The 22,462-nt window shown below is 45.6% G+C and carries 22 protein-coding genes and 1 pseudogene; 8 read left to right on the forward strand and 15 right to left on the reverse strand.

Features of this window, described 5'->3' with window-relative positions; genetic code table 11:
• Nucleotides 1-615: 615 nt before the first annotated feature.
• A complete protein-coding gene (locus AT710_04295; GenBank protein ID KUO92167.1) occupies nucleotides 616-2,121 on the forward strand; it encodes a 7-cyano-7-deazaguanine synthase in 1,506 nt (501 codons plus the stop codon).
• Here AT710_04295 and AT710_04300 read toward each other — a convergent pair.
• From AT710_04300 to AT710_04310, 3 genes are read right to left on the reverse strand one after another with little or no spacing between them, the layout of a single operon-like run.
• The gene (locus AT710_04300) at nucleotides 2,079-3,083 is read right to left on the reverse strand and encodes a hypothetical protein (GenBank protein ID KUO92168.1); all 1,005 of its coding nucleotides are present in this window, start codon (nucleotides 3,081-3,083) and stop codon (nucleotides 2,079-2,081) included. The two genes, AT710_04295 and AT710_04300, sit on opposite strands and share 43 nt — an antisense overlap.
• A 46-nt stretch (nucleotides 3,084-3,129) precedes the next feature.
• Nucleotides 3,130-4,089 (reverse strand): hypothetical protein, encoded by a 960-nt coding sequence (locus tag AT710_04305; protein KUO92169.1) that lies wholly within the window; start codon nucleotides 4,087-4,089, stop codon nucleotides 3,130-3,132.
• A gap of 1 nt (nucleotide 4,090) precedes the next feature.
• A complete protein-coding gene (locus AT710_04310; GenBank protein ID KUO92170.1) occupies nucleotides 4,091-5,245 on the reverse strand; it encodes an NAD-dependent dehydratase in 1,155 nt (384 codons plus the stop codon).
• 118 nt (nucleotides 5,246-5,363) lie between these two features.
• On the opposite strand from AT710_04310, the gene AT710_04315 reads away from it, so the two are divergent.
• On the forward strand, nucleotides 5,364-7,148 hold the full coding sequence (locus AT710_04315) for a hypothetical protein (GenBank protein ID KUO92171.1): 1,785 nt from the start codon (nucleotides 5,364-5,366) through the stop codon (nucleotides 7,146-7,148).
• Between the two features lie 12 nt (nucleotides 7,149-7,160).
• Here the strand turns inward: AT710_04315 and AT710_04320 are convergent, their stop codons facing one another.
• On the reverse strand, nucleotides 7,161-7,685 hold the full coding sequence (locus AT710_04320; protein KUO92172.1) for a hypothetical protein: 525 nt from the start codon (nucleotides 7,683-7,685) through the stop codon (nucleotides 7,161-7,163).
• Complete coding sequence (locus AT710_04325) at nucleotides 7,682-8,512, reverse strand: pyrroline-5-carboxylate reductase (protein ID KUO92173.1); 831 nt, start codon at nucleotides 8,510-8,512, stop codon at nucleotides 7,682-7,684. Before AT710_04325 ends, AT710_04320 begins: the two co-directional genes overlap by 4 nt.
• Nucleotides 8,513-8,916: 404 nt before the next feature.
• On the opposite strand from AT710_04325, the gene AT710_04330 reads away from it, so the two are divergent.
• The 3 genes from AT710_04330 (at nucleotide 8,917) to AT710_04340 (ending at nucleotide 11,884) form a co-directional block, all read left to right on the forward strand.
• A complete protein-coding gene (locus AT710_04330; protein ID KUO92174.1) occupies nucleotides 8,917-10,071 on the forward strand; it encodes a hypothetical protein in 1,155 nt (384 codons plus the stop codon).
• Nucleotides 10,068-11,459 carry a hypothetical protein gene (locus AT710_04335; protein ID KUO92175.1) on the forward strand — a complete coding sequence of 464 codons (1,392 nt, stop codon included), beginning with the start codon at nucleotides 10,068-10,070 and terminating at the stop codon, nucleotides 11,457-11,459. Before AT710_04330 ends, AT710_04335 begins: the two co-directional genes overlap by 4 nt.
• An 86-nt stretch (nucleotides 11,460-11,545) precedes the next feature.
• On the forward strand, nucleotides 11,546-11,884 hold the full coding sequence (locus AT710_04340) for a ferredoxin (protein ID KUO92176.1): 339 nt from the start codon (nucleotides 11,546-11,548) through the stop codon (nucleotides 11,882-11,884).
• A gap of 131 nt (nucleotides 11,885-12,015) precedes the next feature.
• On the opposite strand, the gene AT710_04345 is transcribed toward AT710_04340, so the two are convergent.
• Complete coding sequence (locus tag AT710_04345) at nucleotides 12,016-13,074, reverse strand: dehypoxanthine futalosine cyclase (GenBank protein KUO92188.1); 1,059 nt, start codon at nucleotides 13,072-13,074, stop codon at nucleotides 12,016-12,018.
• Nucleotides 13,075-13,249: 175 nt separating this feature from the next.
• Between AT710_04345 and AT710_04350 the strand changes: the two genes are divergently transcribed.
• Nucleotides 13,250-13,903, forward strand: a complete 654-nt coding sequence (locus tag AT710_04350) for a sulfite oxidase (protein KUO92177.1) — start codon at nucleotides 13,250-13,252, stop codon at nucleotides 13,901-13,903.
• Here AT710_04350 and AT710_04355 read toward each other — a convergent pair.
• The 4 genes from AT710_04355 to AT710_04370 form a co-directional block, all read right to left on the reverse strand.
• Nucleotides 13,900-14,583, reverse strand: coding sequence for a hypothetical protein (locus AT710_04355; GenBank protein ID KUO92178.1), 684 nt, complete (start codon nucleotides 14,581-14,583; stop codon nucleotides 13,900-13,902). The genes AT710_04350 and AT710_04355 overlap by 4 nt on opposite strands.
• On the reverse strand, nucleotides 14,567-15,313 hold the full coding sequence (locus AT710_04360) for a hypothetical protein (GenBank protein KUO92179.1): 747 nt from the start codon (nucleotides 15,311-15,313) through the stop codon (nucleotides 14,567-14,569). Before AT710_04360 ends, AT710_04355 begins: the two co-directional genes overlap by 17 nt.
• Before the next feature lies 1 nt (nucleotide 15,314).
• Nucleotides 15,315-16,022, reverse strand: coding sequence for a hypothetical protein (locus AT710_04365; GenBank protein KUO92180.1), 708 nt, complete (start codon nucleotides 16,020-16,022; stop codon nucleotides 15,315-15,317).
• Nucleotides 16,007-16,597 (reverse strand): hypothetical protein, encoded by a 591-nt coding sequence (locus tag AT710_04370; protein KUO92181.1) that lies wholly within the window; start codon nucleotides 16,595-16,597, stop codon nucleotides 16,007-16,009. Before AT710_04370 ends, AT710_04365 begins: the two co-directional genes overlap by 16 nt.
• A 211-nt stretch (nucleotides 16,598-16,808) precedes the next feature.
• Between AT710_04370 and AT710_04375 the strand changes: the two genes are divergently transcribed.
• Complete coding sequence (locus tag AT710_04375) at nucleotides 16,809-17,018, forward strand: hypothetical protein (protein ID KUO92182.1); 210 nt, start codon at nucleotides 16,809-16,811, stop codon at nucleotides 17,016-17,018.
• On the opposite strand, the gene AT710_04380 is transcribed toward AT710_04375, so the two are convergent.
• From AT710_04380 to AT710_04395, 4 genes are all read right to left on the reverse strand, one after another.
• Nucleotides 17,011-18,390, reverse strand: coding sequence for a 4-aminobutyrate aminotransferase (locus tag AT710_04380; protein KUO92183.1), 1,380 nt, complete (start codon nucleotides 18,388-18,390; stop codon nucleotides 17,011-17,013). The genes AT710_04375 and AT710_04380 overlap by 8 nt on opposite strands.
• Before the next feature lie 285 nt (nucleotides 18,391-18,675).
• The gene (locus tag AT710_04385; GenBank protein ID KUO92184.1) at nucleotides 18,676-18,966 is read right to left on the reverse strand and encodes a hypothetical protein; all 291 of its coding nucleotides are present in this window, start codon (nucleotides 18,964-18,966) and stop codon (nucleotides 18,676-18,678) included.
• An 8-nt stretch (nucleotides 18,967-18,974) separates the two neighbouring features.
• Nucleotides 18,975-19,652: a hypothetical protein gene (locus tag AT710_04390; GenBank protein ID KUO92185.1), complete on the reverse strand. Its 678-nt coding sequence runs from the start codon at nucleotides 19,650-19,652 to the stop codon at nucleotides 18,975-18,977.
• A 229-nt stretch (nucleotides 19,653-19,881) separates the two neighbouring features.
• Nucleotides 19,882-20,853: a galactose-1-phosphate uridylyltransferase gene (locus AT710_04395; GenBank protein ID KUO92186.1), complete on the reverse strand. Its 972-nt coding sequence runs from the start codon at nucleotides 20,851-20,853 to the stop codon at nucleotides 19,882-19,884.
• Nucleotides 20,854-21,018: 165 nt separating this feature from the next.
• On the opposite strand from AT710_04395, the gene AT710_04400 reads away from it, so the two are divergent.
• A complete protein-coding gene (locus tag AT710_04400; protein ID KUO92187.1) occupies nucleotides 21,019-22,083 on the forward strand; it encodes a hypothetical protein in 1,065 nt (354 codons plus the stop codon).
• A 55-nt stretch (nucleotides 22,084-22,138) separates the two neighbouring features.
• Here AT710_04400 and AT710_04405 read toward each other — a convergent pair.
• Nucleotides 22,139-22,462: pseudogene (locus AT710_04405) on the reverse strand.

A 22,462-nucleotide genomic window follows, 5' to 3' on the forward strand; every position in this document is an offset into this window, starting at 1 on the left:
AGAGGGGTGAGGATGAGGCTTCATGATGTCGCTTTTCATGAGCTTAGGGGCATCGTGGAGTATCAGTTGGGGAAGTATGGGTAGGGGTTCATCCTAGTGGATCCTAGGAATTCCTCGAAGGCGTGCGCCAAGTGTGGTTATGTAAAGGATGACTTAACTTTGAATGATCGCGTCTTCTCGTGCCCCAAGTGTGGCTGGACCGTGGATAGGGATTATAATTCGGCGCTCAATCATTTGAGGTGTGCAGGGTGGGAGTCGCCCGTGGTGCCCGTGGAGCTCCGCCCACTACCCGTGGCTTCGGCTACGGGCAAGGCGGGGCGGGGAAGCGGGAAGCCCCTTAAGGGCGGGGTAGCTCACTTAAAATAAAGCACATTTTATATACTTAAAATAACCTAATCCACTTTCTTTGGTTCGTTTTCAACGCATAAATTATTAGGCAGATTGACAATCGAGGTACTTGAATCAAAGATGGAGCTGTTGCATTACTGCCTTTTATGGTTCTTCATGCTTTTGATGATAAGTAAAAGAGTGATAAACATCGCCCATTAGGGACGGAAGAGCTCTGTTTCCCTAAAGTTGAAAACAATTATAAAGGCATCATGATTAGGCGAAGCAATGGATTGCTCCATAAGCGGAGCTCTGATATTTGGATCGCTGGATAATGATAGAGCAAGGGCTATAGAGGAGAAAATCATTAAAATAATGATAAAAGCAGAGGAGAGGGGCAGGGATAGCTGGGGCATCGTTTACTTAACCAGGGATGGATTATTCAAGGAATTAAAAGGCATTGGACGTGCATCTAATAATTTACCTGGGAAGCGAGGCTTTCTATCGAAGGAAGCTATCGCAGTGATAGCTAATAATAGGGCTGAACCAACCACTGAGCACGTTGTTGAGAAGGGGTTGAACGACATTCAGCCCATAATTGGAAACAACATAGCTGTCACGCATAATGGCACCATAGCCAATGATTTAGACCTAGAGAGGCGGCTTAATATTAGGAAAACCAGTAAAATAGATTCATCAATAATCCCACCTCTGCTTGAGCATGAGTGGGATGGATCAATAACCGATCTGCAGCGGATTCTCAGGGATGAGGTNGTGGGATCATACGCATTATCAATTATCGATAAGAGGAGGCCAGGAAAAATGTGGTTAGCAACTAATTTCAAGCCTCTCTACATCATGTGGGACAAGGAACTTAATGTCCTATTTTTCTCAAGCATGGATTACTACCTGGAGGAACCAGGAAAAGCCCCATGGGAAAGCAATGTAGTTAAGCGAATTAATCCATACTCGTTAATTGAGGTGGATATTAACGGGTCCTGGCGGGAAGTTAGCCTATGGAAGCAAACAAGTGATCGGAAGAAAAAGAGAGCATTAGTCATAGCGAGTGGTGGTCTTGATTCCACCACGGCGGCCGCTAAGTTGAGGCAAGACGGTTATGAAGTGTCTCTTCTCCATTTTAATTATAGGCATAAAGCCGAGAACAGGGAGCTGGAGGCGATTAGAGCCATTGCGAGGGATATGAATGTTCAATTAATAGAAATCGACATGGATTTCTTTAAAGTTGTCGGGCGCTCCCCGCTTCTCGGCGAAGGCAATATAAATAAGTCGCGGGGAGGCGAGGCGGGCGCTGAATTCGCTCACGAATGGGTGCCGGCCCGTAATTTCGTGTTTATAGCTCTAGCCACTGCAATTGCCGAGGCCTGGGGATACGATGTTGTGGCCACTGGGGTTAACTTGGAGGAGAGCGGGGCTTATCCTGATAATGAGATGGAGTTCATTAGGTTACTTAATAATGTATTACCCTACGCAACCGGGCCCCAAAAGAGGGTTGAACTAGTTATGCCTGTTGGGAACCTAGTGAAGCATGAAATAGTTAAGCTAGGCCTAGAGGCTAACGCCCCACTTGAATATACGTGGAGCTGTTATGAGGATGGAGAGAAGCACTGCGGCGTATGCGGTCCATGCTACATGAGGAGGATAGCATTCAAAATAAATGGGGTCAAGGACCCGGTTGAGTATAACAACTCAAGTGATGAGGAGGAGAAGTTCTGGAGAGGCACGCGTCCATATCAGCGGCGCATGAATGATTCATATACCTCACTTAATGATTGAGTCACTCTCTCAGGATTGTGCCTAGTGGCCAAAGTCTCTAGTTGATTATTGATCTGTCTCTTCAGCATTGATGTATCCATTAATAAATCCTCCACAGCGTCAAGCATGCATAAATTATTCCTACATATAATGCCTGCATCCCCCACCACTTCAGGTAAGCCTCCGGCGGAGCTGGAAACCACAGCTGTGCCGCGCATCATAGCCTCAAGCGCGGTGATTCCATATGCATCCCACCTGGATGGCAATATTAAGACTTGGGATTCCCCTATTTTCCTCATCACGGTGCTGGATGGAGAGGGCGGATAATATTCATCCACATATCGCAACCCATTCTTATACTCATTAGGTATGGAGCCTATGTATGTGGTTTTCACTTTACTGCCCCATCTTTCCTTGAGCTCCTTAAATATTCCAAGCGCCGTGTCGCCGCCCTTCAAGTAGAAATCAATCCCAACAAATATTACGCTGTTCTCAATTTTTCTACCGATATTTATCCACTGTGGCCAAACTGGTAGATCAATTACATGTATCCTATCTTCTTGGAAGCCATCCCTAATAAAGCCCAGCCTAGCCCAATTAGTCCAAGTAATTACAGTGGCTTTCCTATACATGAAGTCACTTATAAATTGAGGAACCCTGCCACGATTCCCATAGATACGGAAGAATTGGCTCAGGCTTTGATCATTTTCAAGTATCCAATTATCGCCCATTCTGCGGTACCACCAAAAGAATGCATGAATCACGTCACCACTTAATGGGGAAATATTGTCGAAAAAGATGCGAATCACGGTTTTAAACATGGAGAATGAGCTTAATCCATACTCATTGAACTTGGTGGACATGATGGGTTCCCCCATTATCCTATAATTAATCCCCGGAGGCAGCGTGGATAGCCTCATGCGTATGCCTGACCTAATGGATCTACCTACCCTACCGTACTGCACTAGGAAACTTACATCCACTAATCAATGGCTGAACCATGAGATTTAAAAAGCTGCTCAGAACTAATTAGTAAGATTTATATTTATGATTTAAATGTAAGCGGTGATTAACTTCATTAAGCATTATCATTAATCCATTCATTATAATCAAAGCAATCGGAAAAATCAATGCATTGATATATTTAGAAGCCTCTGGAAGAATGGCGGAACCAGTGCCAACCCCGGCAAATGCCGCATTAATTGCAGTCGTTGGATCGCGTCCACCTCGTTTTCCAGCCACCATAGCTATGACAGGATAAATCATGGAGTATGGCAATATGAATAAAAGAAATAACTCAGCATTAAGTAGGAAAGCCATAAAGCCAAACCCAGCCATAATTATCAATTCATAGACCCAGCTCTTAATCTTATAGGATAAGAGCCTCATTAATCCCATCGATGCTGCCGCTATTGCTAATTCATACCTGGAGTAAGGCATTCCACTTACTCTAGCCAGGAAAATAGTATATAGTCCTCCCAATATAAATGTAGATGATGCAAATATAATTATCTCCATGTTTAATGTCGACGAAACTGCCTGCCTGACATTCACTTTTCTTGTAATTGAAGGCAGGAATAATGTGAGGGGTAGGGTCATAAATGGAATAAAGGGCGGAACCAATAGAAGCAAGCCGCTGGCGGCTATGCTGAATGATGTCAATGAATACACAAGGGAAAGGGCCTTATCTCCATAAGCTTCATAAATGAGGGGAGTAGCGAGGGGATCAAGGATGCCAAGCCCGATCATTATGAGAGGCATGGTGTAGGGATACCAAATGAAGAATATGGGTATCATGGCCATGAATATCTTCTGTGGAGCCCTGAACCCGCTTAAATAACCGATTAGGCCGCCAATGGCTAATGCCCCATAGTTTATTGATACCCATGTGCTGGCATCCATCGGCGTAGATAAAGGAAGGAGGAGCCCAGCCAAGTTAAGCAGCATCCTATATGTGACCACTATGGCTATATCACGCCTAAGCCCCACACTATCTCCACCGTATTCTCGGCATTATAATTGATCGTTTAGCCTCTATTCTATCTTTATATGGAAGCACGTCGCGTAGAATTACCTTGACCTCATCCCTAAGATCCTTGTTTAACCCAAACATGCCAAGCCCAGGCAATACGCGGCGAATCGGATTATAGTAATGCTCCTCTTTCTCTACGCGGGGATTAGGTATGTGCTCTATATCTACATGAATCCCAAAGTCGGCTGCAGCATCCCTAACTATTTGGGCTATTTCATTCACGGAATGCGTCTCCCTATATTGATGAACCACTCTATATTCCCCATCCTCTGGCGGATGAGTGAGCAGCAAGTAAATGGAGTCTATGCTATCCTCAAGCGATATGAAGCCCCGTACTTGGTTTCCCTTACCATACACAGTAAGGGGATGACCTATCACGGCTTGCGCGCAATACCTGTTCACCACTGTTCCCCAGACATCATCGAAATCAAACCTAGTGAATAGCCTCTCATCGTTTATCTCCGGTATTCTAGTTCCATAAACCGGGCCCTGATGAATATCGGTGATTGTTAATCCCCATAGCTTATTTGCATAGATTAAATTATAGCTATCATATACCTTGGACCAATGATACCAGCTGCCAGCCCATCTTGGCACGATTATATCATCTTCCTTATTATCTATAATCGCTTTCACGGTGGCTGACTCGGGTATATCGAAGTTAGGAGTGCCATACTCGCCGAGGGTTCCCATCTTCAATATATGAGTCTTAGGCGAAGCCTCCTTAATGGCGTAAATCAAATTCAGCGTACTAATCAAATTATTCATCATTGTATACCTAGCGTGGTCCAGATCAATCATTGAGTATGGTGCTGATTTCTGNTCAGCAAAGTGAACAACAGCATCTGGTTTCTCCTCAATAACCTTTTTAACAATAGCATAATTAGTCACATCGCCTTCTATGAATCTTATATCGGCGCCCATTAATTCCCGCGCGGCCTTTATTCTTTCCTGCATTGATGCTATGGGGAGCGCAGACCATGCCCCCACCTCCTCTAATTCGCGCCTAGTGCTGAAATTATCAATGCCGATGACTTCATGTCCCTTGCTCGCTAACCTTAATGCAAGAGGCCATCCAAGATATCCATCTATCCCCAATATAACTACCTTCACTGGCGATCATGAAGGCAAGAGCATTATTAAGCATTGCTCACTTAGAGGAAGGTGCCTATGCCTTGTTTCTTTTAAACGAAATACTTTAATTTAGTCCAAGCCTCAATTATGGCTGTAAATGATATATTTAACCACGGATAAGCCCATATATAGGGTCGGCGATAAGGCCATAATAATAATCCATGCATTGAATGAGAATGACCATGTGATAACATTATCCATCAGGATCACTGCAACTCTTGAGAATGAGAAAATATTGGATCATGAGGAGAAAGTTGCATTAATAGGGGGAGAACGCAAGATAATGGAGATTCAGACCGACTTGAAACGGGGAGGGGTGTTAATGGTTAATGCCGATATTAATTACGATGGAAGATCTGTATCAGATAATGTTAGGGCATATGTAATTGATGTGGCTAAACGCATTCAGCTTGCATTGGTTTATCATATGCATCAACCGCCATGGTACTTACCTAGTGGCGATTACTATATGGATTGGGCATTCAGATACATTGCTGATAATTCATTGGCCCCCACCTTTAACGGGGGCCCCTATGCATTTCACGCATATCTAAATGAGAAGCATAAGGAAGTGAAGACTACAGTGAATTTATCGCCCAGCCTATTAAAGCAGTGGAGCGACGCCATAGAGAGAGGATATAGGTTAATGGATGGACATCAATATGGGAAGGACTCCGACCAAGTCAAGAAAATCGCGGATACCCTTGAATTATTTAAATCACAGGTACATAGGGGTCAGGTCGAGGCATTGACCAGCCTATATGCGCATACTATAGCGGGATACCTGGTCGCGACCCATGGAATGCGGGATATAGTGGATGAAGAGGTTAGAACAGGCGCTGACGTGACTAGGAGCATACTTGGAATTGAGCCGCAGGGCATATGGACCCCCGAAATGGCTTGGGACATGTCGCTTCTCGACATTTACGTTAATGCCGGCCTCAAGTATACGGTGCTATGCGGTAAGAATCACTTTCCAGGCTCTGTGGGGGATAAGGGATCCATATATGAGCCATATAAGTTAGGCGGCTTCACTATATTCTTCAGGGATCAACGGATAAGCGATATATTGGCATTCGAGAATAATTTGTTTGATGATAGGCATGCCGATAGAATGGCTAGGCGCATAATAATGGATGCATTTAGGGTTGATGGACTTAATCCCCTCGTGGTAATTGCACTAGATGGAGAGAACTTCATAGCTATGTCAAAAACGCCTCGACNCGTTGCAGTGGAGCTGGATATTCTTTACACATACTTGGAGAAACTTCAAAGGGATGGCATCATAACCACCGTCAAGCTCAGTGAAGCCATGACTGGCGGAAGAACGCTAACATATATCCCGACCACGTCTTGGTTAGGCGGCTTCTCGAAATGGAGGGGGGAGCGCGTTGAGCATGATAAATACTGGATCAAGGCCGTGGATACATATAGATTCATATTAGGGGCCGAAGCCATGCTGGGCACTAAGCTAGTTACTGCTAGGAATGCGATGTGGCACGCATTAGATAGCGACTATTGGTGGAGCGATTATTGGAGCAACTTCATGATAGATGAATGGCTAAGCAAGGCAAGGAATGAGGCTGGCAATTCCATGGAGAAGATTCATGCGAGCCTAATTAACGACGTGATCGAGACTATAATAAATAGGGAAACACGCATTGGCATACGTGTAACTAATGAGACGGGCNGCAATATAAAGCTTGATGTAGTGTGTTGCAGGGACTCCTCTAGTCATGTGCTTACGCCTGGCGAGGCTACCATAGAGGCAGTAGTTATGCCGACAGTGGCTGGGCAATATAAGATACCCATCATTATTTCATCAAGAAACTACGGCTACTGGATCCTGTATCAAACATTAATAGTTAAGGCATTCCCATAAATTACCACAGACCTAGCAAGGATTTGTCGCTCTTCTTATTAGTAGTATCGCTACCCCGAATCTCCACTTACTAATTATTTTTCCTGGATGCTGAAATGGCCCATAATCCATGAAGGCCCAATTAATTAATGTCCTCTTAATGAATTCAGCCGCTACCCAGTAACCGCCTGGTTTAAGGGCAGTCATCACCTCACTAATTGCCTTTCCCCTATTCTTCACTTGATGCATTACTAATGTGGTGATCGCTACATCAAATGATGAGGCCCGTAAAGGAAGCATCTCAATGCTTCCAACTGCCACATCGATTCCCCTTCGCGTCGATATCTTAGCCATTGGAATCAATGCATCGACACATGTTNCCTTATTATCCCTTAGTTGGAGTTCGNCATCAAGTAGGCCGGGGCCGCAGCCAATGTCCAGCACCGATGATCGGTCAGGTATATTCCTAATTACTAACTCATGTAACCCACGTATTGGTATACTTATTAGGGTNGAGTAAATCCAAGCGATTCTGCCAAGCAATTTAAGGCTATTCATGCCGGTTTCCCAGCGAATCTCCTTATTTCATCTATTAATTCGCGACTTATATCGATTCCCCGCCTATTCGTTGCCTCAATCATATCCATTATTATTCCACGAATACCCCTCTCCTCCCCTCTCCAAATCCCATTTATGGTCACGCCACCCGGCGTCGCGACGCTATGTATTAATGAGGCTGGATCCTCATCACGCAGCAATTCCAGTGTCGCTTCAACAGTATCCATGACGAGTCTCCAGGAAATATCGCTTGGCAGGCCTATAAGTACTCCAGCCTCCTGCATTGCATCAAGCATCATAGCTATGAAGGCAGGTCCGCTCCCGCTCAATGCAGTTACTGCATTCATATACTGCTCATCCATTATATAGCACTTGCCAAGCGACTTAAATACCCCACATACATCGTTCACATCATTATCGCTGGCCCTTATTCCCCTAGAGACCACAGTAACTCCTCTTGACCTCGTTATGCCTATGCTTGGCATGGCCCTGATCACCCTACATGGAACTAGTTCCTCAATAACGTGAGTAGGCACGCCTGCAACCACCGATACCAGCAATTGATCAGGCCTTAATTGATCGCTGATCCGTGATAATGCTTCAAGTACTTGCCTAGGCTTCACAGACACGACTATTATATCAGCTGAGGCGGCGATGGAGTTATCAGTGGTTACTGTTATTGGCAATTGATTCTTGACCTTATCCATGCTCTCAACCCGCCTAACTGTGCCCACCACATCATTAATTGAATAACCATTGGCAAGAAACCCACGTACAATAGCTGTACCTATTCTGCCGACCCCTATCACTGCTACCCTGCGTCCCATTTAAGATAAACGGTTCTTGATTTTTAAATGTGAGCTACCCCATCCTTAAGGGGCTTCCCGCTTCCTTGCCCCGCCTTGCCCATCATCACGGGTAGTGGGCGGATCACGGGCGCCACGGGCGGCTCCCGCCCCGCATGCCTTGCCCAATGAAGGGCGTTGCACGTCTCTCACGCAACCTCAATTGGGCCTTTAACGCCCTCAACGCCTGTTCGTTGGTGTATGCTCTGAACCTAAACCCCACGATGGGCACCAGAAAAACAGGAACGTCACTAATATAAAGTTACCCTCCTCATCCCCGCCATAAATGGCGAGGCTTCCCCCATGCGTATAAATCCAGTGAAGAGTTAGCGGCAAGCAATGGGGAACTTCACCATCCTTATTAAACGTTTAACAAGGAATTTAATATGAAGTGGACTTATATTTTCATGAGAATTATAGCGACTCCGGGTCCAACGCATGANCCTCCCTATGTACGTGAAGCTTTGAGTGCAGAGACTAGTAACCCGGATCTGGATCCTGAGTTCATGACTAAATACATAGATGCGCGTAATATGATCGGCGAAATGATAGGGNCAAGAGGCGATAATGTTGTTATATGGATGGGCGAGGCAATGAGNGGACTAGAGGCTGCAGTCGCTAATTTAGTGAAGCCGGGGGAGGAAGTGATAAGCCTAAGCAATGGAGTATTCGGCGACTACTTCTCGGAGCTTGTGAGGCGGTATGGAGGAAGACCTCGCCTTATTAGATGGGATGTTAGGCACCCAGTGGATCCAGATGAGTTACAAGAAGCATTAAATGAGTCGGAAGCATCTATTGTAACAATGGTTCACTGCGAAACACCGAGCGGCGTGCTTAATCCATTGCGTGAAGTGGCTGATGCAGTTAAGAGGAGCGGGAAACTATTCGTAGTTGATGCGGTTTCATCTATTGGCGCGGTTAATATAGATGTGAAGTGGGGAATAGATGTATTAATTGGGGGTAGCCAGAAAGCATTGAATGTTCCTGCGGGCCTCACCATAATGGCGATAAGCGATGAGGCTTGGAGAAGGATTGAGGATCGCAAATATGAGGGTTTCTATCTTAATTTATTGAACTGGAGAAACCTGGAATCTGGGTTCCCATACACCCACAGCGAGCCTCTTCTCAATGCATTAATTGCTTCATTAAGGCATATAATGCGTGAGGGCCTCGATGAAGTATATAAGCGGCATATTGACATAAGGAATCGAGTTATACGTGCAGTTAATGCCTATGGACTTACCCTGGTTCCCGCATCAATGGAGTGGGCAAGTCCATCTGTCTCTGCATTTTACTTACCAACCGGCATTAATGATGGACTCCTCCGTGAGTCGATGTGGCGTAAATACGGGGTGATGATTGGCGGATCACTTGGCGAATTGAGCGGTAAGGTGATTAGGATAGGCCACATGGGATATACCGCCACCCTAGAATTCATGTTGCCGACCGTAACTGCCCTAGGCATGGCGTTAATGGATTTTGGATTATCGATAAATTTGAATAATGCAATGGATGCATTTATGGGTGGTTCTAAATCATGATGAGGAGAAGCACAGGCCTGGTCAGGGAAGTTGGGCCTCTTGCCTTGTTCTTCATGAATATGGGATATAATGGTTTTCTCGCCATACCATTTGTTCTAATACCGGGCGCAGCGGCGTGGCCCAATGGTAACCTCATTATTGCCGCTGCACTTTCATGGCTGCTCTTCATTCCGCATGTCACTATTTGGTACTGGATTGCCAAGAGTTATCCAGTTAATGGTGGGGATTACGTCTACGCCAGCAGATTAGAGCCTAGGATTGGTTTTCCTGCATTCTTCTCATTTGTGATAGGCGAGATGCTTTATGATGCTGTCCTAGCATACTTCGGGGTGGAGCAATTAGGAAACGGATTATCAATGCTAAATGCCCAACTGGGTTCAATTATTGAGGGAAACGCATTCATAATTGGATTAATAATTCTGGTTCTTGTCATTGCAGCTAATATTGTCTCCTCCAGGATCGGCCATATGACATTCATGGCAATAAGCATGGCTGCTTTCGCATCATTTATCATCACCGCAATGCTAATGCTTAGCTCTAATTTTGGTTCGCTGAGCATAGGCATGAACGGCTACTATCCCACCCTTGGCTTAATGGCATTTACGACAGCCGTGTGGGCATACGTGAATTACCCGGCATCAGTGGGCGGCGAGGCTAGGCGAGGCGGATTATCGGCAATAATGGGCGTTATTGCTTCATTCGTTGTGGGTGGAGCCGCATTTATTGCATTTATTATTGGGGCAAGCAAGGGATTACCGCTCTTCAGTAACCCTATTTCATTTGCTTTATCGATTACGCATAATTATGCAATGCAACTCATTATAATTATCGGGTCATCATTGTGGTACATAGCGCCTATGACCGGCGTCGTGATACAGATCAGTAGATATTTGCTTGCATTCTCATTTGATGGGTTATTGCCGAGCTGGGTATCATATGTCAATCCAAGGACGAGGTCCCCAGTATTAGCTCATTTGGTGGACTTGGTGATAACGGCTTCATTGATGTACTTATTGATTGAGTCGCCGTTTGGGTATGTATTCAGCAGCGCCATAGATATAGATGGATTGATGTTGTTGTTATTCACATGGATGGCAATAGGTCTATTGATCATATACAGCGCGGCAATGGGTAGGCACAGATTAGGAATTAATAGGGCTGCATTACTTTGCTTATCATTGCTTGATATCATGGTTATGTCCATCTATGCGTTCTTCTGGATCAAGTATCCAGCCATATATTTAGTGCCTCAATCGCCCGTGATCATATTGGTCGAGTCTTGTTTACCCTTTATCATGGGCCTAGCAATATATGAGTCGGTAAGGAGGTATAAGTTACGGCACGGCATAGACATATCGCTGTCCTTTATGGAACTGCCAAGCGATTGACCTCCTCCCCGCCCAGCGAGGTTTATCGTTCGTTTTATCATTAATCAATAGCAAACTATTTAAATTTAAATTATTTAAGTAATTGCATGAAGATACGCATATCCACCAAAGTGTTCGATAAAGAAAACTCGATCATAACATGGGTAAATAATAGACCGGTGTTGGTGGCTAAGGTAGAGGGGAGGCTATATGCAATGGATGCGGTTTGCGCACACATGGGTTGCGCATTGCTTACTAAGGTAAATGGTTATATAGTTACTTGCCCAGCCCATGAAGCCCAGTACGACATAAGGACGGGACAATTAATAGCTAAAGCCAAGATTAAGCCAGATGAAGAATGCGAAACCGAGAAAGTGAAACTACCGCTTAAGACCTATGAGGCAAGCGAGACCAGCGATGGATTCATAGAAATAAACACAAGATAATGCAGAACCATTTTTATAAAGTTGGGGGTAAAGGAGGCGATAAGCCTCGCCCTTCAGGGCGAGAGCAGCTCACGCTAACCCCATTTTGCATTCTTAAACCCTTCCTTGCGATGATTTAAATTGGACAGCAATTATTTATCCATTATTGGCCTGTACCAATTATCCCTCTCATAACCGATATACCCAGCGCCGCTTATCGTCCTCATAATTGATTCGCGCGCTAGATGAGGCAATGGAACGCCGGCCGCAGGCATGACTCGCTCCTCATAAAGTGTGCCGCCCCAATCATTTGCACCATAATCCAACGACACTTGGCCTAACCTAGTTCCCGCCGTTAACCATCCGGCCTGTATCCACTTCAATTCATCTCTGAAAACCAAGCGGGCAATCGCTACCGTGCGAAGCAATTCGGTGCCGCCCAGGGGGTACGGGACATCCCTTGATAATTCCGTGTTCTCCGGCTCAAAGTTCCATGCGGTGAATGCCAAGATAAGGCCCCGGCGTCTCTGTAGCTCCAGCAATTTAAGCAAGTGCTCTGCCCTCTCCTCAAGGGTCTCGATATGGCCATAAACCATTGTTGCGCTTATCGGTATGCCTAACTCCATTACTTGATCCATTACCGCCAGCCACTCCTCGGCGGAGCTCTTAATGGGAGAAATCAATTTCCTAACCCTATTGCTCAGTATCTCCGCGCCTCCGCCTGGCACGCTATCTAGCCCGGCTTCCTTTAGTCTAGTTACTAATTCCTTTATTGATACGCCATGAGACTTAGCCAGCCACTCTATCTCAACCACGCTTAGCCCATGAATGGCAACCTCCCCACGAGTGGATGACTTTATTCCCCTGAATGCCTCTTCATAATACTCGATAGGTATGCCGGGATCAACGCCTCCCTGAAATAGGACTTGCCTTATTCTGTAATTACGCCAATATTCCTCTATGCGCTTGATCGATTCCTTCACATCTATTCTATATGAATCGCTGGCTCCAGGCCTTCGATAGAATGCGCAGAATTTACACCCAATTACGCAGACATTGGTATAATTGAAGATGACATTCACAATGAAGCCAACCCTTTTACCGCTTATTGAGTCCGTTACGGCGCGAGCCGCTGCGCCAATCAACCAGAGGGGTGCTCGATAAAGCTCAACTATGTCCTTAATAGATGCCTTACCCTCCAATGAATGCATCAATGCATCTCCAACCCCTAACTCATACGCTATCTTAACTATGCGATCCAAGCCCGGCACACTTGATGAATCCATCGCTGTAATCCTTGCCTTCTCAATTTAAGGGTTTCCACTTAACTAGTTTCTAGGTGCTAAAACAATATTCATATATTAATCCCCAACAAGGAGAGAAATAATGGAACTCACGCAATTAATCGATAATGCTCTTAATAGGAAGTGTAATGAAGTACATTACAAGAGGGAGTGGCCGCCTAACCAAAAACCAGTGCCTAGGTTCATAATATATGATGCATTTGATCCAGGTCCAGAACCAGATCCAAGCAGCGTCTTCCTGAGAGTGGATGGGGAGGTCGAGAATGAATTGAATATAGCATTCACTGATCTATTAACTAAATTACCTTGCGTGGATCTAGTGGCTGATTTTCATTGCGTCACTGGATGGAGCGTAAGCAGCGTTAGGTGGAGGGGAGTACAGACGAAGTATTTACTTAATCTAGCTAAGCCTCGAGGCGACTTCGTAATGGCGGTTGGGCTTGATGGCTACACAACTAATATGCCGCTAAGCGCGTTAATGGGAGAGGAAAGCATAGTTGCCTATGCCATGAATAATTCATTGCTCCCGCGAAAACATGGATTCCCCCTTAGATTAATTGTACCGAGTCGCTACGCGTGGAAATCAGCGAAATACCTATCACGACTAGCAGTGATGAGAGATGATGAGGCTGGTTATTGGGAGGAATTGGGATACCACGATAATGGCGACCCATGGATGGAGGAAAGATTCAGGTCAAGCAATGCATTAAGAATGAGGAGACGGGTGAGTTTCTAGGCCAATAAGATCAGGATAAGCAGCACAGGTAATGCGAGAGCCGCATCAATTCGATTGGGGCTGGGAACATTTAATGCACGTGCGCCTCTTAATGTTATGGCATCGGCGAGATCCCTTGCCCTAAATAATGAATTCGCGATCACTGGTATCAAGAATTTAATGGAGCTTGACCCAGAACCCCTTAGCCTAGTGGATATCCTTATGTTCTCTATCTCTGATGATATCACGGGAATCATTCTTATAACTAAGTGAAGAACTAATGCTAAGTCGGCGAATCCAAGCCTATAAAGCAATGCCTCGGCATGTCTTGGATTGGTCGTATTTATAATGGTTACTACGAACGAAAGCGATGCAATTAATTTGATGGAGTTCAATGCAATGTAAAAAAGCGATGCCGAAATAGAGATGGAGGAGTAACCATTCAATAGCACTGAGATGCCGTAAAGGGCTATTGTAGCTAATATTATGGGGGCCAAGTACTTCAATAAAATAATTAACCTGCGGACCTGCCCCGAAATAACTGTTAATGCAGAAATAATTATAATGGATGCAATAAATGTTCTGTAGTTAATGAGGAGCCCAATTATTATGGCAATCAAAATGATTAACTTACCCCATATGCTTGCCCTATGAAGAACAGTGTTTCCTGGGGAGTATGATAGGCTAGTTATCGCCGACATGCCTTAATCGCCGAAGTATTTCACTTACATCACATGAAGCGGTTTCATCCATCATTTCCCTTCCGTAGAGAACCATCGATAACTCAGATCTAGCCACTAATTCCCGGCATGAGACCGGAACTAAAACCCCATCACTGATCTCAACCACATCATTAACTCCTAATTGAAGCAGGAAATCAACATCATGAGTGGCAACCACCATGGTTGACCGCAAGCCCCTTAATAAAGCCGCGACCCACTTCCTATCTTTATATGATAGCCCAGTAGATGGTTCATCCAACAGCACAACGCGAGGACTATAGGCAGCTATCACCGCCAGAGATAATCTTCTCTGTTCACCCCAAGATAAATTAAATGGATTCTCGGCAATATACTCCCCTAATCCAAAGATGTTTAGTATATCTTGAGCGGCCTTCTCTGCATCGATTCTAGAAAGCCCCTTCATGCCGATCAAGGAATCCATAACCTCCTCAAGAACGGTCGGCATATAGAATGCGTGAGATGGATTTTGAGGAACGTAAGCCAATAACCCACGCGCATTCCGCGGATTGAGGCCTAGAATTGATACTCGACCCCTATTTGGCTTCCTAGCGCCAACCAATATCTTAAGTAGGGTCGTCTTACCGGAGCCGCTTTTTCCCAGTAAACCCATTATTGTGCCCTCATTTATTGACTTATTTATGCCGCGCATTATCCAGTCACCATCATACTTAAACCAAATATCCCTCATCTCAATTACTTGCAATCTCACTCACCGTAAGTATGGCTCGTCCACCCATTGCTTCCCAAATCTCCATGAATGATGGAACCCCAACAATGCGGTGAAGCTCACTTGATGATAAAACATCCCGCGGCGCGCCCTGGAGTTCTATTGATCCATCAACCATTAGAAGAACCTTATCCGTAATTGGTAGGAAATAATGATACCTATGCTCGCTTATTATGAGCGTCTTTCCACGTAGCCGTATCATCCATATTATCTCGAGAAGCCTCGATATGGAATCAATGTCGAGCCACATGGTTGGTTCATCCAATAAAAAAACATCTGCGTCGCTCATCATTGCCCTCGCTAAGACCACCCTCTGCTGCTCGCCGCCGCTTAGTTCAAAGATGCGCCTATCCATTAATTGATCAAGACCCAATAGCCTCGTAATCCATGGCGCGACGCCCTCCAATTCATCCCTTACCGTNAATTCTATTAATTGATTCTCGGGATTCTGGAGAACGGGGTAAACCTTGCTGGTCACTATTTTTCCCCGTGATTCCCCCCTATCGCGTAGGAGGCCGGCTATTGCCTTAATTAAGGTGGATTTACCTGCACCAGACCTACCTATTAATAAGGCCACCTCACCTGGATTAATAATTAAATTGATCCCCCTCAATGCCCACTTATCGGATCCACTATACCTAAACCATAGATCGCTTACCGTAACCCCCATAATTGGGACCCCAAGTACTTAGCCATATACTCATAGAGAGGCACTGTTATCGCTATGTATATCAAGGCAAGCGACGCGTTAAATATGGAAATAACGGGAATCAATACCTCAACAGTCTTGAGGCATTCTAAATATGCTGAGCAAGCGTGTGCAAAGAACATTAACCAATAAGGAGTAACGAGAAGATTTGCGAGATCCATTACTAGAGTCCTCGATGCTGTCGCCGCAACTATGGCTAGGGATGCCCTTACACGGTTCTTGCCGTATATTATGGTGAATGGAATAAACGTCGCAACTTCTGCTAGCCACTTCATGGACGCGCCGATTGGGTCGCCCGTTGCTATGAATACTGCCACTGCGGTTACNGTGGCACCAAGCAATGCATCTCGATTACCTGAAATCATGGCCAGCAATAAAAGGGGAACGCCAACTAAATCATACTTTAAGAAGGGGGCAAGCGGGAAGGGGAACTCTATCCTAAGTAGTTCCAGGGATACGGCTACCGCGCTGAGAACCGCTAGGAGAGAGATCCTGAGGGGGCTCCGCTGTAAACTTTTTTTGATATTTATGGCCATTTGCTAAACTATTGTTTAGGCGGGTTTTTAAGCGTTACCGTTTATTCAACTGACCTCCTCCCCGCCCTGAAGGGGCGAGGTTTGTCGTTCGTTTTATCAATTATAGCTCGTTAGGAGCTGTATTTGTATGTATTGTTTTGTGAAAGTTTTGGTGTTCTCAGGTGCTTGGTTATGGTTTGGGTTTATAAGGGAGTTGTTTGGGTTAATTTGTATGGCTAGTGTATATATGGTTTTGATTAATGAGGGGAGTGCGCGCGTCCTAGTGACTGGGAGGAGCGGGGACGCCGAGTTGACTGGAATGGGGTGGAGAATAGCGGGGAGATTCAAGACATGGAGGGAAGCATATGAGGAGGCAAGAACAATAGCCGACCAAAAAGAATACATATTGGAATGGTACCTAGAAGAAGAAACAACTACCTAACCCTCTCCCTATCCACTTTCTTTATCGAATCAATAATTATATCAACAGCCTTAGATGCTAACTCCATTGGTAAATTAAGTGGGGGAGCTATTCTTATAGTGGAGTAGCCTGACGATATCACCGCAACCCCCCTCCTGAAGCTATTCATCAGGACCTCCTCGATCTCTTTCTTCGCATATTCCTTGGTCTTCCTATTACGCACTAATTCAACCCCAATCATTAATCCAAGGCCCCTTACATCTCCAATTAGATCAATGGAATCCATTTCTTCCTTGAATCTATTCTTAATATACTCGCCAACTCGCGACGCATTTTCCAGGAGACCCTCATCCCGTATGACATTGATCACTTCTATTCCAGCCGCTAACGCCACAGGGTTACCGCCGAATGTATTGGCGTGGGATCCCTTCGGTAAATCCATTACTTTGCTTCGCCCAATTATTGCACCTAAGGGTAAGCCGGCCGCGATTGCTTTAGCCGTCGCTATTAAATCGGGCTCAACGCCCCAATGCTCTATGGCCATCCATTTCCCAGTCCTGCCGAAGCCGGCCTGAACCTCATCATCGACCAGTAATATGCCGTGTTTATCAGCCAAGCTTCTCAGTTTCNGGAAGAAATTCTTTGGCGGAACCACATAACCGCCCTCCCCCTGAATTGGTTCAAAGAATATCGCGGCCACCTCGCTTGGATCCACTAATTTAGTGAATATCCAGTCCTCTAGATACCCTATTACCGCTTCGCCGCATGCCTCTTCGCTTAAATTACCGAATGGACAGCGATACGGATAGGGATAGGGTATATGAATTACATTTGGAGTTATTGGGTTAAAGCCCCGACGCTGCACTGGTTTACTGGCCGTCAGCGACATGGAGCCGTAAGTTCTGCCATGAAACGCCCCCAAGAATGCGATCACGTACGGTCTTTGGTTCTGGAAATGCCCCCTGCTTATCTTTAATGAACCCTCTATCGACTCTGTTCCTGAATTAGTATAGAAAACCCTTTTCTCGCCGCTAATTGGGGTTATTCCAATCAATTCCTCTGCATGTCGAACCGCCACCTCATAATAGAAATCCGTCAAACTATAATGCGTAAACAGCTCGCTTTGTTCCCGTATTGCCTTAACTATTCGTGGATGGCTATGGCCAACTCCCATTACCGCAATTCCGGCATTCATATCAATGTATAGATTCCCATCTACATCCTCTACGATGGGCCCATACCCCGCCTTTATGACCAATGGATACCAGCGGCCGAATGATTGCATTATGAGTTTCTCATCTCGTTTAACTATTTCGGACGCGCGTGGACCTGGGGGATCCACTTTTATTTTAGGAACATCCTCCGGTTTTATGGGCCAATGCCATATCGACATAATTAACGAGTCCCTGGGCGATTTATAAACAATACTAGCATCTAGGCAATTGAATAATAAATACTAATATTTAGTGTACTAGTCTAGTCTATAATTATCCGGCGATCTTTCCTCTTATTGAAAACAAGAACCCCAACGAAAGCAGCGTGAATATAGTTATTGAGAAATCGAAACCACTTAATGTCACGCCGGCCACCAGTGTTGAAAACACAAATATTTACCTAGATCGGTCAATAACCCCTGGCTCGTAGAGATGGTAATAGCATGGGCACACTGGATCTATAGTTAACATATGCATAGCCCTTGCGGCATTACATTGTAAAGATTAAGGCCCCTCACAGTGTAGGAGGGAGCATCTAGCACCAGGGGGCCGGTCACCGAGATGGACAGCGTTACATTGGATTGATTGCTGGCCAGAATGCTCCTGTTCACGCCTATGCCAAGCTCCAAGCCGTTTAGCTTGGCTTCCACGCCCACTGGGGAGGCCACGAACCAGTAACCTATCACAGTCTTCCCAAGGAGGGGCGAGGAGAAGTTGAAGTACTCCGTCCAGTACCGCGGTTGGCTTGCCTCCATTGGTTTATTTATGTGAGTATTGAGGCTTGCGGGATGGATGCGACGGGGACTCGAGGGCACTTGGGGATTGGGTATGCTGAGCATATGCGCGTCAAGTTCATGGTGAGCCCCATGTCTATCATTGCCGCCGCCGTGTAGTTGATCTGGACCTGGACCTCGGATCCCTCCGCCAGCGACGGTATTATGGGTATGGTCACTAAATCCAGAGGAGAGAAGGCAGTGTCGCTCGCGTTGCTTATTGTGCTTAACAGCACCACGAGGGAAGGCCCTGCCGTCGATCCATACCCCAACTCCTCATCTAATTCCTCGGCGTAGGGCAGGTAGCTGGATGAATTGATGATTATGGTGCTCCCATTGCCTTCCCACTCCCCCACGTCCACAAAGCCGCCCGGGGCGGGGCCCGTGGCAAATGCATAGAGGCTGGCATTGGTGATGGGAAACGATAGGTTGTAGTACTCATTCATCCCATTCACTTGCATTAATATTGAGGGGAAGAGAGGGGGATCAGCGTGGCCCAAGCCATTCAACAGCCTGGAGAGGGGGGATGGCTTCACGTAGCGGACCACGTAATTGGGGCCGTAATAGATGAATACGACGTGGGACTGCGATTCAAAGTACAAAGCAATGCCAAGTAATACAGTTATAGATACTGCCACGGCAAGTTTTATCAATAATTCATTATTCATTTGTGATTAGCTCTGTTTGACTTTATATTTTTTCTTCATCTTACCGCCGCCAGAGATCCCCTCCGTAAGTGCAGTAGTTTGTTATGAATCATTGAAACTATGCCCCAACGCTTTCGCTCTCCACGTATTAACCCCACGTATTTCTCCCAGGATTACCATGATTCATGGCTTGCCTTCAGCGGGGAAGACCCATGCATAAATTATCGGCGCGCTGGCTTCGGGGAATCGATTAAATGCATCTCCCGATTAGATCGCGTGCATTAGCACATGATTTCCTCAGCTCCGCTGCCTTAGCTTCGGGCGATGAGTCGTAGGTGAACGTCCAGAGGCCCCACTCCACGCCAGCCGCGTACTTCATCTTACTCGCGTCCCTCAGCATGGGGTAGAACTCCACGTGGAGGTGAAAGGACTTGTGGGACTTGACGGGGGCTTGGTGAACCGCCATCACGTACGGCATGTCCCTGCCCAGCACCGAATCAAGCATGTAAGTGGAGGCCCGGAGGGAATCCGCCAGGAACCTCACCTCATCATCCGTTAGCTGGGACAGCCTCTGCACGTGTCTCCTGGGGATGATATGTATCTCATAGGGCCACATTGAGTAGTATGGCTTTATTATGGAGAAACCATCATTGACGTATAGAAGCCTCTCGCTGCTGTTCTCGATGCGTAAAATATCGCATAACATGCATATCCCGCGTCGCTTCATATAATTCTTCATGTTCTTGGCCTCTAATCGAATCCTAAGGGGCACATATGGTAATGCATATATTTGACTATGGGGATGCGTCAGGGATACTCCTATTTCTCGCCCCTTATTCCTGAAAAAGAAAACATACTTAACAAAGCTCTGCTTCTCCATGTTTGCAATTTCCTGCCTGATTCCCAGCATTACATTAGTTAATTCATCTAGTTTAAGGTCATGAAGATCACTTAATGAATGATTCGGAGACTCCACAACTACCTTACAATAACCGAAGGACCTCCTTGACCTAAGTCCAGGAACCTTAATTGGGGCAGGAGGATTCGGAACAAGCATTGGATACTTATTTGGAAGTATTAGGTATGACCAACCAATGCCTGTCTCATCATTGCCTGGATCAAAGGGACAACCTTCATTTGGTTGCCATGGTCGTGCCTGCCTCACAGTTGAAATCATTATCCATTCACCTATTAATGGATTAAACCGTAACTCCATTCCCATTAACTGCAAAATGATGTGACATTAATAAGCATAGCCCACAGGGAGTTTGTTGATAAAACGAACGGCAAACCTCGCCCTTTAGGGCGGGGAGGAGGTCAGGTTTATTGAATTACTATAGTTTCGCAACGCCAATAACTTATTAATTAGCTGCAATTGGTTCAATGCATGAAGGTATCTGCGCCAGGTAGGATTGACTTGCTTAATACTCACCAGGACTATAAGGGGTTGCCCGTGGTTCCGGCCGCGATAAATCTACGAACAACCATAATTGGAGAAGCAAGCGATGGGTCGGTCAGAGTTGATGCTATTAACCTTGGGGAGCGTGATAATGTAGATGCCGACTCCGAGTTCGTTGGTAAATGGAGCGATTACGTGGTGGCTGCATTAAGGGCGATGAGGAGTCGAGGATTAAAGATAAGGGGGGCAAGGCTAAGCATATATAGTGATGTACCAATGGGAGCGGGCCTGGGCAGTAGCTCCGTATTGCTCGTGGCCTTAATTAAGTGGTTCGATTCAGCATATGGATTCGGATTAAGCACTAAAGACTTGGCGGAACTAGCATATATGGCTGAGCATGATGTACTTGGCATCCCATGCGGCAGACTTGATCAATACGCTGCGGCCTTTGGGGGACTTATAGTGCTGAACACTAAGCCTCCCTATAACGTGGAGGAACTAGGGATTAAGGATCTGCCCTTCCTAGTTATTGATTCAGGAATAAAACATAAGACGCTTAACATACATTCCGAGAGGCAGCGAGAATTAAGGGAGGGATTGAAGGCGCTTGGGGAAGCGATGGGCATTAACTTGGATCTGCCCCTCGAAATGATTAATTGGACGGAACTTGGCCGAACCGCATGGAATTATCTAGATTCGCTTAATGCGGTTCAAAGGAAGAGAATAGAGTTCACGATTAAAATGAATGAATCCACTATGAGAGCGTTAGATGAATTGCGGAGAAGTAATCCATCGCCTCACATAATTGGTAAAATATTAAATGAGCAACATGAATTACTAAGGGATCTTTATGACGTGAGTCTACCCGAGATAGAACGAATACGGGCTAAGTTAAGCGAGGCTGGAGCCCTTGGATCAAAAATAAGTGGAGCTGGATTGGGGGGAAGCATTGTAGCGATTTTTGAAAGCAAGGCCGAAGCAATTAGAGCCCTTGGTGAGGGCTGGAGAGCATGGGTTACATCAATAGATTCCGGCGCCCGAATAGAGCAATGACAAAATAACGACAAAGACTCAGAAACGTATTAAATGGGTAATAATACTTCCTCCCCTAGAAGGGATGAGGCTTATTATTCATTTTGTCATTAATTGCGGTGCTTAGCAGGTACTCATATGAGGCAAGCATGCTGCTTACCTCCATTAATCTCTTCTTCAAGTAACGCGCAAAAAACGTGCGGGCGCCGGCATCTATTGTGAAGTTAAGTTGATCTTTATACTTAACTTCCTCCAATATAAGTCCGTGTGGATCATGAGGCGGAATTGGCGCCATAATTGATGTATCGATTGTAGATGATAGGTGCTTCAATTCGACTTCACCTCTCCCAGCCATTAATATGGCATTCATTATTTTCCTCAGCATCTTATTCCTGAAGCC

Origin of the sequence: Thermocladium sp. ECH_B, assembly GCA_001516585.1 — an archaeon.
In the GTDB taxonomy this organism is placed as follows: Archaea; Thermoproteota; Thermoprotei; order Thermoproteales; family Thermocladiaceae; genus Thermocladium.